General features: G+C 39.5%; 13 protein-coding genes and 1 pseudogene. 6 read left to right on the forward strand and 8 right to left on the reverse strand.

What is annotated here, in order from left to right; all coding sequences use genetic code 11:
- Positions 1 to 132: 132 nt before the first annotated feature.
- Positions 133 to 1,320: a phosphoglycerate kinase gene (locus FTU65_RS08340; RefSeq protein WP_180065073.1), complete on the reverse strand. Its 1,188-nt coding sequence runs from the start codon at positions 1,318 to 1,320 to the stop codon at positions 133 to 135.
- A 140-nt stretch (positions 1,321 to 1,460) separates the two neighbouring features.
- Here FTU65_RS08340 and FTU65_RS08345 point away from each other — a divergent pair, with 140 nt between their 5' ends.
- From FTU65_RS08345 to FTU65_RS08360, 4 genes are all read left to right on the forward strand, one after another.
- Positions 1,461 to 1,844 carry a DUF2237 family protein gene (locus tag FTU65_RS08345; RefSeq protein ID WP_078193708.1) on the forward strand — a complete coding sequence of 128 codons (384 nt, stop codon included), beginning with the start codon at positions 1,461 to 1,463 and terminating at the stop codon, positions 1,842 to 1,844.
- Positions 1,844 to 2,437, forward strand: a complete 594-nt coding sequence (locus tag FTU65_RS08350) for a nucleoside triphosphate pyrophosphatase (protein ID WP_078188699.1) — start codon at positions 1,844 to 1,846, stop codon at positions 2,435 to 2,437. Before FTU65_RS08345 ends, FTU65_RS08350 begins: the two co-directional genes overlap by 1 nt.
- Positions 2,438 to 2,543: 106 nt before the next feature.
- Positions 2,544 to 3,089 (forward strand): hypothetical protein, encoded by a 546-nt coding sequence (locus tag FTU65_RS08355; RefSeq protein WP_180065072.1) that lies wholly within the window; start codon positions 2,544 to 2,546, stop codon positions 3,087 to 3,089.
- A gap of 96 nt (positions 3,090 to 3,185) precedes the next feature.
- Complete coding sequence (locus tag FTU65_RS08360; protein WP_180065071.1) at positions 3,186 to 4,352, forward strand: cupin domain-containing protein; 1,167 nt, start codon at positions 3,186 to 3,188, stop codon at positions 4,350 to 4,352.
- Positions 4,353 to 4,402: 50 nt separating this feature from the next.
- Here the strand turns inward: FTU65_RS08360 and FTU65_RS08365 are convergent, their stop codons facing one another.
- The 6 genes from FTU65_RS08365 to FTU65_RS08390 all read right to left on the reverse strand — a co-directional run bounded on the left by FTU65_RS08365 (position 4,403) and on the right by FTU65_RS08390 (position 10,034).
- A complete protein-coding gene (locus tag FTU65_RS08365) occupies positions 4,403 to 5,098 on the reverse strand; it encodes a hypothetical protein (protein ID WP_180041092.1) in 696 nt (231 codons plus the stop codon).
- A 23-nt stretch (positions 5,099 to 5,121) separates the two neighbouring features.
- On the reverse strand, positions 5,122 to 6,960 hold the full coding sequence (locus FTU65_RS08370; RefSeq protein ID WP_306669778.1) for an ATP-binding protein: 1,839 nt from the start codon (positions 6,958 to 6,960) through the stop codon (positions 5,122 to 5,124).
- A 53-nt stretch (positions 6,961 to 7,013) separates the two neighbouring features.
- The gene (locus tag FTU65_RS08375; protein WP_078188703.1) at positions 7,014 to 7,697 is read right to left on the reverse strand and encodes a response regulator transcription factor; all 684 of its coding nucleotides are present in this window, start codon (positions 7,695 to 7,697) and stop codon (positions 7,014 to 7,016) included.
- A gap of 226 nt (positions 7,698 to 7,923) precedes the next feature.
- On the reverse strand, positions 7,924 to 8,703 hold the full coding sequence (locus FTU65_RS08380; protein WP_180066640.1) for a glutathione S-transferase N-terminal domain-containing protein: 780 nt from the start codon (positions 8,701 to 8,703) through the stop codon (positions 7,924 to 7,926).
- 142 nt (positions 8,704 to 8,845) lie between these two features.
- The gene (gene rraA, locus FTU65_RS08385) at positions 8,846 to 9,358 is read right to left on the reverse strand and encodes a ribonuclease E activity regulator RraA (RefSeq protein WP_180066641.1); all 513 of its coding nucleotides are present in this window, start codon (positions 9,356 to 9,358) and stop codon (positions 8,846 to 8,848) included.
- Positions 9,359 to 9,368: 10 nt separating this feature from the next.
- Positions 9,369 to 10,034 carry an NAD(P)H-binding protein gene (locus tag FTU65_RS08390; protein ID WP_180066643.1) on the reverse strand — a complete coding sequence of 222 codons (666 nt, stop codon included), beginning with the start codon at positions 10,032 to 10,034 and terminating at the stop codon, positions 9,369 to 9,371.
- Positions 10,035 to 10,249: 215 nt separating this feature from the next.
- Between FTU65_RS08390 and rpsT the strand changes: the two genes are divergently transcribed.
- Entirely contained in the window at positions 10,250 to 10,516 is a 267-nt protein-coding gene (gene rpsT / locus FTU65_RS08395; RefSeq protein ID WP_078188707.1) for a 30S ribosomal protein S20, read from the forward strand.
- A gap of 105 nt (positions 10,517 to 10,621) precedes the next feature.
- Here the strand turns inward: rpsT and FTU65_RS08400 are convergent, their stop codons facing one another.
- On the reverse strand, positions 10,622 to 11,173 hold the full coding sequence (locus tag FTU65_RS08400) for an RICIN domain-containing protein (protein WP_180066645.1): 552 nt from the start codon (positions 11,171 to 11,173) through the stop codon (positions 10,622 to 10,624).
- 49 nt (positions 11,174 to 11,222) lie between these two features.
- Here FTU65_RS08400 and FTU65_RS16450 point away from each other — a divergent pair.
- Positions 11,223 to 11,288: pseudogene (locus FTU65_RS16450) on the forward strand (helix-turn-helix domain-containing protein); the annotation flags it as partial.

Here is an 11,288-nt window from a genome sequence, read left to right on the forward strand (position 1 = left end):
GAATTAGGTGTTGCGATGAATTTTATTGCAGAAATATTGCACTTTGATGACGGCAAAATGAATAGACCATAAAAAAAGGCTGACCGAAGCCAACCTTTTTTAATACTGTATTATCTTATTGATAATACTAAATTAAGCACGGTCAAGAAGCGCAGCTACAGCAGGAAGTGTTTTACCTTCGACGAATTCAAGGAAGGCACCACCACCAGTCGAGATGTAACCAATTTTGTCTGCAACTGCATATTTATCAATTGCAGCAAGCGTGTCACCACCACCCGCGATCGAGAAGCCTTCAGATTCTGCAATCGCTAAAGACAATGCTTTTGTACCTTCACCGAATTGATCAACTTCGAACACACCTACTGGACCATTCCATAGAATAGTTTTTGAAGTTTTCAAAATCTCAGCAAATGCTTTTGCAGTTTCAGGACCTACATCCAAAATCATGTCGTTGTCTGTTACATCTTCAACTTTTTTCACGACAGCTTTAGCAGCAGCTAATGAACCGAGGAAGTCTGCAAAATCAATTTCAGCAGCATCAGCAACAACCACATCTGTTGGAAGTGGTACAGATACTTTTGCTGCAATGGCTTTTGCTGTGTCGATCAGGTCATTTTCACAAAGTGATTTACCAACATTGAAGCCTGCAGCAGCTAAGAATGTATTGGCAATACCACCACCCACGATCAATTGATCACAGATGTCAGATAGTGAAGTTAATACATCTAATTTAGTAGAAACTTTTGAGCCTGCAACAATCGCAACCATTGGTTTTGCAGGAGTTTTAAGTGCACGGCCTAGTGCATCAAGCTCAGCAGCAAGTAAAGGACCTGCAGCAGCCACTTTTGCACAACGTGCTACGCCTTCAGTCGATGCTTCTGCACGGTGAGCCGTACCAAATGCATCCATTACGTAAACATCACAAAGTGCTGCGTATTTAGCAGATAATTCAGGATTGTTTTTCTTTTCACCTACATTGAAACGGCAGTTTTCAAGTAAAACCACTTGACCTGGCGCAACGTCAACACCATCCAAATAGTCAGTGATCAGTTGAACGTCCTGACCCAAAGCTTCTGTTAAATAAGCGGCTACAGGTGCTAGAGACTGTTCTGCTTTAGGCTCACCTTCAACAGGACGACCTAAGTGTGAATACACCATTACAGCAGCACCTTTTTCTAAAGCTGCTTTAATTGTTGGCAACGCCGCACGTAAACGTGCATCGCTTGTAATCACGCCATTTTTAACTGGTACGTTAAGATCTTCACGGATCAGAACACGTTTACCCGCCAAATCTAGGTCAGTCATACGCTGAAAGTTCATGCATTACTCTCTTTTATTGATATCAAAACGCGACGATTTTAAATGATTATGCAGAAAAACGTTAGCTTCTTTTGCAGAAAAGCTATGTCGAGCCAAAGTTTTGTTATGATAGCGAAAAGCCTTATAAAGATTCAGCGCTTATGTCGATTCATCCAGACCCAAATATTAATCGTTTAAATGTTTTAGGCGAACCCTTGGCAAGCTGTTGTTTTGATCCGATTACCGGATATTTTAGAAATGGCTTTTGCCATACAGCAACAACAGACCTTGGTCAGCATACGATGTGTGCACAAATGACATCTGAATTTTTAAACTTTTCCCAAAAAGTTGGCAATGACCTAATCACACCCTTACCCGAAGTTGGTTTTCCAGGACTACAACCTGGTGACTTCTGGTGTATCTGTGTGACTCGCTGGGTGGAAGCGTATCAAGAAGGATTTGCCCCACCTATTAAAATACAAGCGTGTCACCAAGCGGTGCTGTCTTATGTACCGCTTGATGTACTTATGGAATATGCAGTGTAATGAGTACTCCCAAAATCATTTTGGCTTCGAGCAGCCAAACCCGTAAAGACCTGATGGACCGTTTACGGATTGATTACCACTCAATCGTACCAGATATAGACGAAACACCTCGCGGTGAAAACCATGCCGATGAGTTAGCGAAGCGACTGGCATTTGAAAAAGCTTCTGCGATTGCAAACCAGCACCCAGACGCAATTGTGATTGGTTCTGACCAAGTCGCATGGCGCGAAGGCGCACCAGATATTTTTATTGGTAAACCGCTTTGCGATGAAAAAGCCGTTAAGCAGCTTCAAGCCAATTCAGACAAAATCGTTTATTTCAGTACTGCACTCAGTGTCCAACAAAAATCAACAGGTTTTGAACAAACCCTTGTCGAGCACTATAAAGTGAAGTTTCGCAAACTTAGCTTGCCTGAAATTGAACGTTATGTTCAGGTTGAACAGCCGCTACACTGCGCTGGCAGTTTTAAGTGTGAAAGTTTAGGGATTAGCTTATTTGAAGAAATGATCGGGCAAGACCAAACCACACTCATGGGTATGCCGATGATTAAACTCTGCAATATTTTGCGTGAGCTTAAGATTTTAGTCCCATAATTTTAAAATTATTATCTGTTACAGCATAATAAACACATCATTAGCTCTTTATGGGCTAATGATTAAAAAGTCACTTACTTATTTATTACAACCAAGAACTGAAAACATGAAAACGTTTAATTTAATTTCATCTAGCCTCATTAGCATTAGCCTTCTATTTTGTTCGACAAACGGTCATACCAATACAGTGAATCAAACTGTGACCAACTCTCAGCAATACAATAAAAACTTAGTCAATGAATGGGTTCAATATAAATTTATCTATGCTGAATTAGAACAACAAGGCGCTGCAATGCAGGAGCAAATCATTCAACAACTGGGCACTAAAACCAAAACCGGTGGGAGTAACTCACCAGAACAACAAATCAATAAACTGGTTGCTCTAGGCAAACAAAAATTTGAAAGCATTCAACCACAAACAGTTGAAGTGAAAAAACTTCTAAAACTACAAACCGAAAATGTTGAAATGATGGCAAAAGTCATGCCGAATCATTTCAAATTAATGTCTGATAAAGAAAATACTAAAATTGACACCAATGCACATTTTGAGCAATTCATGAAATTTTCAGCGACCACGGCTGCTGCCAATAGCTATGATTTGGAAGTTGAAAAATTAGTCATGAAATATCTCAAAGACAATCCTTTAAAATAGTCTCAAGCTAATCGAAATAATTTAATGAAATAGAGCCTTGCTAAAAACAGGAATCTCAAGGGACAATATATCCATTGAAATTGTATGTATTTAGCTATGGCTCATTCTCTTGACATCCTCGGCGGCATCAGCGCTGAACAATTCCTTGCCGAATATTGGCAAAAAAAACCATTATTGGTTCGTAATGCACTCCCTGAAATTGCCCAAATACTTGAACCGAAAGACGTTCTAGAATTGGCTTTAGAAGACAATGTCACTGCACGTCTCATCAAACAAAAAGATCGTGATCCTAACCAATGGACAGTGAAATCTTCTCCACTACTTAAAGCCGATTTTCAAAAAATGCCGAAACTGTGGACTTTATTGGTTCAAGCTGTCGATCATTATTCTTTTGACCTAGCCGAGCTTTGGAAGCAGTTTTCATTTATTCCGCAATGGCGTCGTGATGACATCATGGTGTCATATGCACAAAAAGGCGGCTCTGTCGGGCAACATTTTGATTTTTACGATGTATTCCTCGTACAAGGCTATGGTCACCGCCGTTGGCAATTAGGTCAGATGTGTGATGCAGATACTTCATTTGTCGAAGGTCAACCGCTTCGCTTACTGCCAGAAATGGACGTTCATTTTGATGAAGTGCTTGCTCCCGGCGACTTACTTTATGTACCACCAGGCCTATCACACTATGGCGTAGCTGAAGATGAATGTCTGACGTATTCATTTGGCTTCCGCATGCCCAATGTCACTGAAATGATGGATCGAGTGACAGACAAATTCACAGACAATCCTCTACTTAAAAATCCATTAACTGACATTTTACGTGACCAAATCAGTGCGATTGGCCAAGTGACTGAAAATGAACTTGAGTATTTAAAAGAAAAGTTATTTGAACAATTGCAAAATTCAACCGTACTTGAAGATGCAATCATGAGCTTAATGTCAGAACCTAAATATCCTGACAATATTCCTGAAGCAGAAGAAATCGGCACTGGTGATTTAGAGGAAGCTCTAGATCAAGGCTATCAACTCATGTTAGAACCTGCTTCACGCTTACTTTACACAGAGCAAGATGGTGATATTTTGTTTTGGGCAAATGGTGAAGGAATCTGTATCTCAGACGAATTTGCAGTGCATTTAAAAACCATTGCCGATGGCCAAAGTCTAGCGCTAGACGAATCTTTATATGATGCTGATATCTTAGAAAATATTGCCATGCTATTAAATGAATCTGTGCTGATGCTCGTCCCAACGGAAGCTGAATAAACTCAATAAAAAGGGAGCGTCATGCTCCCTTTTTATACTGCTGAATAGCATTATTTTCGCTTTCTACGATTTAAAAAATCTTCGACTTGATCGGCTTTTTTCTCCACGATGACGCGATAAACCCATACAATCAATAACACCAATCCAATAAACCAAAGATAACGCATTACGCCGTATTGACTACCTTTGCCTTGCCAAATTTGTAATTCAATACTTTGAAACTCCACATTCCTTGACTCTAACAAACTCAGTTGACTGGTCATACTATTTGGATCATTGGCAGCATTGACTGAGAAAGGCGCACCGTCCATAACAAAGTTAAAATCTTGTCCTGCATCTAATGTTTCTAATCGTTCAATCTGATCAACACCTGCGTCCATTTGCATGAGATTGCTTGAGGTTTGTTGAATAGCGGCATTGTAGTTATCAATTTGAAATTTAACGGATACCTCACCACTGGTCATTGCCCTACCTTTGACCAACAAGACTGCACGATATGGGTTTTGATTGGATGTCGCCGTGTAATCCACTGCAAAATTTTTAGTGTTTAATGTATTTGTATCGCTTTGACTTTCACTGAGTAATTGTTGAATTTCTTCGGTACTTAACACCGCATGCTGGAACAAAATCTGCCCATACTCACCTGGTTTAGGCGCATGATCCTGCGAACCACAAGCGGCGATAAAAGTGACACAGCAGAACAATGCAATGCGCTTTAGATGACTTAATATCGAATTGATCATCATTTTTATTATTTCAACATATTATTTTATGCAGCTGATTTTAAATTAATTTCTGTTTGAATAATGGTACAGCCTTGCTGAGAATGAATTTTGAAATTTCCGCCTATCCGTTCTACACGCATTTTCATACTTCGCATCCCAATACTCATGCCATGATTTGAAACACTCTCAACATCGAAACCGACACCATCATCTTCAATGGTTAATAGCAATGCGCCATTTTCGAACTGTGACAGCGTGACATTGACATGATTTGCTTGGCTATGTTTCACAATATTGGTCAGGCTTTCTTCAATCACTCGTATTAAAGTCAGACACTGAATTGCCGTTGGTTTGATCGCCCACTGCGAAGGAATACACCATTTGGCATTCATTTCCACTTCATCCATCAACTGACTAAAGCGATGTCGAACAGGTGCGATCCAGAGCAAAGGTGAATTTGGCACTTTACTGTCTAAAGATGATCCACTATCAATAATTTGCCTTAAATCATCGCGCAATAATTTCAACATCGACAAGAACTGTCTATTTGGAATATTACTTTCACACTGATCAACCAAGATCATCGAGCGCACAATGGATGCGCCCAGACCATCATGCAGATCATGTGATAATTTAATCCGTTCCTGCAGGCGTACATTACTCAGTTCAAGCTGATGTTTATCATTCAAGCTACTACATAGTTCATCACTGACTTTCTGAACTTCAAATGCCAAATCATCATTATATTTTTCAATCTTCTGTATATTTCGATTAAGTCTCGCCCCCAAGATCACCACTATAAATAAGGTGATAATCGGTGAAGTAAAGGGTGATAAAGGTGTAAAATTTTCTTTTGGAAAGAGCACCAAGACTGTGATATCACCTATGACTATCACAATTATCGCAGTCAAACAGATTGCTAATAAAATATAGTCTCTTCTTCGTTCTTTGAAACTAATTTTACACAGATAGAGGTAAGTGATAAAAAAGAATGCACAATATAAAAAGAAAATAAGGCTCGAAATATCTGCATTTTGTTCGAATGGCCAGATACACACCACACCAATCAGTGCAGCAGTCAACATAGTAAATGACAGTTCTATTCGTGGAAACTTACGCCCAAGAAAGCGCAAGATATAGATACTAAAGCACTGAAAGTACAGCATTACAAATATCAGATTAGCTTTGGCAGAAAAAACCGAATCTGGGTATGGAAAGGTTTCAGTAGTCAGAGCATTACTGAGAAATAAAATCCACAACACTGTTGAAAGCGCAAACCAGCCAAAACTGGTATCACGAGGACGCATCAACCAAATGATAAAGCAAATTAGACCCAAGACCCCAGAAAGAAAAATATTTAATTGTAATATGGTTCGACGAGTCCAAGTGGCTTCTTCGGCCTGCTCTATTGTTGCCATGACATTGTTAAATTTCACCGGACCCAAGCCAGCATTTAGACTCGAGTAGCCATAAACATAGATCAAGGTTTCATTATGATCATGCTTGATTCCACTTATCGGTAAAATCCAATAGCGTGCAACATTCCAACTTTTAGAGACCGGTTCTTGAAGATTTTTATTGGTCCACAGCAAGTCGCCATTCAGAAAGACTGAACCCGTATTAATAATGTAATCAACATATAGTGCGATGGGTTCTGCCAAACGCGCATTATTTTTACAGTACCAAGACCAGTCTAATTTATACCAAGCACCACCTTGATAACCCTCCCAGTCTTTATCTTCTTTCCAACGGTCAGGTAATTGCGTGGTTTTCCATCCCGTTCTGGGTAATTCTTGATTGGATGGTGTCTTCACCCGTGAAATGCTATTCACAGTTACATTACATTGATCATTTACAGGGAAAACTTGCTCTGCATGACTCAAGCTCCCCCATACTAAACAGAGGATAAATAAGAAAAAATATCCTCCTTTACGCATTATAGAATACCCATAGATCTTGCTGTACTCACGGCTTTGGTTCGTTTCGTTACGGCTAATTTGCGATAAATATGTTTAATATGGCTTTCTACCGTATAGCGAGAAACAAAAAGCTGTTCAGCAATCTCACGGTTACTCAAACCTTGAGCAACCAAACATAAAATTTCTTTTTCACGACTGGTCAAGAGGTTCAAGTCTGCTTCATCGGCGACTGTTTGTTCTGGACTTGGCGCTTCGGCTTCGGATATTTGTTTAAGGATTTCTCGTGCAATAAATGGGTCAATCGGCGCCCCACCACGTAAAATACTCCGAATAGATAAAAGTACTTCAGCATCATCACGTTCTTTTAATACATAGCCCGTTGCACCTGCTTTAATTGCGGCAAATAAGCTTTCTTGTGTACTCCATGCAGAGACAACCAAGATCATGGTATTACTTTCGAGGGAACGTATTTTTTCAATAATTTCGATACCACTACCATCAGGCAAACCTAAGTCAACTAAGGCTAAGGATATCGGTTGGGTCTCTACGGCTTGAATAGATTCTTTAACATTTTTGGTGAAGATAAGCTCTTCCCGCTTATAACCCAGCTCTGTCAAAATTTGACGTAAACGTAATTGAATAATTTCCTCATCTTCAACGACGAGCACCGGTACGGGTAGTATGACTTCTTGTGGTGACATGATTTACTTCCCCCGAAAAAATGAAATGTCTTTTACATTAATGAGTTTAATCCTTTTAGGATATCCCTATAATTAAGTAAATTTCTTATTTTTTAACAATTTATTCTAATTCAATTGATGCAGCTATGATGCATTTTTCTTCTAATTTTAAATCCATTTAACATTACAATATGTGTATAGCCATCAGTCTGATTATACACTGCACTTAGCTTAAACTTGAGTGTGATTAGCTCAAATATTGCTTCTTCAGATATTTTACAATTTTTTCAGATTCAAAAAGTTCTACACCAGTATTAGGATCTTTCAAATATGGCACTTGAATATTGTTCCCCATGATTTTTAACACTTGTTCACGCTTGCCACCTTTCAGGGGTACATATTTACCAGGTCTTAAGCGCATTACCGCTAATCCCTGATCTTGCCAACGTTCCTTAGCCACATTATGAAAGATATATGCCAATTCCATTTCAGACAATGCGCTACGTACGATACGTGTATATGGACTCGCTTCAAAACCCCATAGTTCTAAGAGTTGACTTGGTGCATCACGATGGATAACTTTACGCTGCACCCACACGCCTTGAGCCCCATTAATTAAGGTTCCAACATAGGCAACATACGGAATTTTAGGATAATTGGCATATTTCCTAGGAGTCTGACCTGTTTTGCCATAATGTTTAAATAGATGATGAATTATTTGCTGAGATTCGTACAAACGATCCCCAGTATTGTCATCCACCAAGAAAGGGAATTGCTGTTTTCCACCTAATTTCTGTACCTCTAAACGGTACTTTTTAGCCCCTTTGGGACATGGGTAAACCTCATAATCCAAATTAAGTGTGGTCAAAACTTCACGCACACGACGGCAATACGGAGAACCTTCAAATTCGTACAGTTTAAGGGCTTTTTCAGGTTGTTTGGGATAAGGCGTCCCATTTGTACCACGTCCTCCCTCTGCTACGCCTGAGAGCAACGCTTGCGCCACTTTTAATTGATGCAACAACATACATTCTTCCTTTCTTCTTTTATTTCGTATTTTTATACAACAGCCGAGAGTCCTCAGCTGAAGTTTGTATTTTTCCAGATTTGTATCGTCGTATATAAGTAAGCAATGCCCACTCATTCCATGACTAAAAACTCAAACACACTTATAGAACAACCAATTGCTCTTTTGAAACAACAATGCCGTTATTGTCAGCATAAATAAAATCACCAGACTGAATGTTTACACCACCAAAACTTAATGGAATATCTGTTTCACCCACGCCTTTGCGGTTACTTTTTTGTGGAATCGCAGCCAAAGCATGCACACCTAAATCAAGTTCTGCAATCGCATCAACATCACGCACGCAGCCATAAATAATGACACCATTCCAATGATTCTTGACTGCAGATTCAGCAATCATATCGCCCATCAAGGCACAGCGCATCGACGCGCCACCATCCACAACCAATACTTTACCCGTACCATCGGTTGCCAATAATTCTTTAACACGAGAGTTATCTTCAAAACATTTGACCGTCATCACCTGACCGCCAAAACTTTTCCGTGCACCATAACTTTGAAAGAACTTACCATCCAATGACGGGATCACCACTTGTAATTCTTTATCTGGATGATCATCAAGTAAATCACAGGTGACGAATGGAACTGTAGACACGGTATTTCCCTCATTTAATTGTTAGTATGCGTAAATTATCATAAATCTCGAACTTTTCAGTCTGAGTTTGTGCAGCCTCGACCATAGTATGAGCCACTTGTTGTGCTGTCACTGGCTTAAATTTGAAACGGTCTGGTACAAAATGCGAAAAGCGCATATAGAGCTTCTGTGTCGCATCTTCTAAACGCCGAGATTCATGACGCTCGCCAAGTAACAGCGAAGGCTTTAATATCGAAAGTTGATTTAACTTTAAGGTTTTTAAATAATATTCCAATTCCCCTTTGACTCGATTATAAAAAAATGCGGAATTGGCGTCAGCGCCCATAGCACTGACAATGATCAATTGTGTATCTGTATATTCTAATAATTCAGCAAAATGCGCATTGATGCTAAAATCGATCTGATAAAAATGATCTTTAGACCCTGCTTTTTTAATGGTCGAGCCTAAACAACTAAAGGCATGACTATAATCTCTCACATCATCCTGAGTCAGAGAAAGAAAGTCACTGATCACCATTTGTTGAACTTTTGCCAGTCCATTCAGTTCATGGTCACGCTGACGTACCACAGCCGTAATATTCTTACATCCTGTATTTTGACTGAGCTGACGAACCAATTCCCGCCCGACCAATCCTGTTGCTCCGATGACAATCGCATTCTCTATACTTTTAGTCATTTTTCATACAATCTCAATCACTTTAGACTAATCTAACGTTTTCTTTAAAATTTTTCTGCATCTAAAATGTTGTCAAAGCATGTCAAGACTTGACTTAAGCGCTTAGTTTAATCACAATATGGCACTTGTTTACGGGCTGGTGATAGTTCTTCTGATGTTGGTTTTCAGATGTAATTTCAGCCCGCCCAGACCAATCTATTTCAAGGAGTGCACGAGTGGCAAACTCTGCTCAAGCAAAAAAACGTGCTCGTCAAAACGTTAAAGCACGTCAACACAACGCAAGCTTACGTTCTATGGTTCGTACTTATCTTAAACGCACAGTAGCTGCTATTGCTGCTGGTGATTATGCTGTCGCTACAGAAGCTTACAAAAAAGCTGTTCCTGTTATCGACCGTATGGCTGATAAAGGCATCATCCATAAAAACAAAGCTGCTCGTCATAAGAGCCGTTTAAATGCACAAGTTAAAGCTTTAGCTAACTAATTTGTTGCGATAAAAAAAGCCCTTTTTAGGGCTTTTTTTGTGCCTATAGATTTTTAAAAGCAAAAAAATAAGGTCCTTATTGGACCTTATTTTTCTATCTACAGATTATTTATTAATCAGCTTCATATTCGTCGCTGATAAATATGTCCATAATAAGTTTTGGCTTGCTGTCAAATTTGTCCAACGTTGATTGCCACCGTTGGTACAGCTATATCGAATTAAATCCGCACGGTTATTTTGCAAACGTCCCGTATTTAAATCCATACATTGACCACTTTGACGAATCGTTGTAGTCGCAGGGTCCATGGTCCAAATTTGGTTGGTTTGGTTTAACATGCAGCGTTCTAGCGTCACTTTAGCTGAACCACCGTTGCCTGTAATACATTGATCTGGATTTGACTTACTGTGTATACGACCAATGGCATCATATACCCACTGTTCAGTATCATCCGCCGTACAACCGCTTGGGCCACTGATGTATAAATTTAATGTTCCATCAGTTAAGGTTTCAGATTTCAAACAGTTGTTACCATTTTTGATCAATGTCGCCTGCTCAAACATACCTTCTTGAGTGACTGAAAGCTTTTTCATAAATGCTTCGAGTGCGCTTTGCGCCTCAGGTACTTGATTGGTTAGGTCTTGTGCATAAGTTGACAAAAATAACTAATCATGCGAAAAGGTTTTTTTAGTTAACAGATGTTCACACATGCCTCGGATTGTTTCTGTACCACTTAGTTTAGAACAGCGAGAACGACTCATTTTTCTGGCCAAA

Origin of the sequence: Acinetobacter sp. YH12129, assembly GCF_013418685.1 — a bacterium.
Lineage (GTDB): Bacteria > Pseudomonadota > Gammaproteobacteria > Pseudomonadales > Moraxellaceae > Acinetobacter > Acinetobacter amyesii.

Bases quoted from the DNA above. Each gene is read 5' to 3' on its own strand.
- FTU65_RS08340 (WP_180065073.1), bottom strand. From the start codon at position 1,320: ATGAACTTTCAGCGTATGACTGACCTAGATTTGGCGGGTAAACGTGTT.
- FTU65_RS08345 (WP_078193708.1), top strand. From the start codon at position 1,461: ATGTCGATTCATCCAGACCCAAATATTAATCGTTTAAATGTTTTAGGC.
- FTU65_RS08350 (WP_078188699.1), top strand. From the start codon at position 1,844: ATGAGTACTCCCAAAATCATTTTGGCTTCGAGCAGCCAAACCCGTAAA.
- FTU65_RS08355 (WP_180065072.1), top strand. From the start codon at position 2,544: ATGAAAACGTTTAATTTAATTTCATCTAGCCTCATTAGCATTAGCCTT.
- FTU65_RS08360 (WP_180065071.1), top strand. From the start codon at position 3,186: ATGGCTCATTCTCTTGACATCCTCGGCGGCATCAGCGCTGAACAATTC.
- FTU65_RS08365 (WP_180041092.1), bottom strand. From the start codon at position 5,098: ATGATGATCAATTCGATATTAAGTCATCTAAAGCGCATTGCATTGTTC.
- FTU65_RS08375 (WP_078188703.1), bottom strand. From the start codon at position 7,697: ATGTCACCACAAGAAGTCATACTACCCGTACCGGTGCTCGTCGTTGAA.
- FTU65_RS08380 (WP_180066640.1), bottom strand. From the start codon at position 8,703: ATGTTGTTGCATCAATTAAAAGTGGCGCAAGCGTTGCTCTCAGGCGTA.
- FTU65_RS08390 (WP_180066643.1), bottom strand. From the start codon at position 10,034: ATGACTAAAAGTATAGAGAATGCGATTGTCATCGGAGCAACAGGATTG.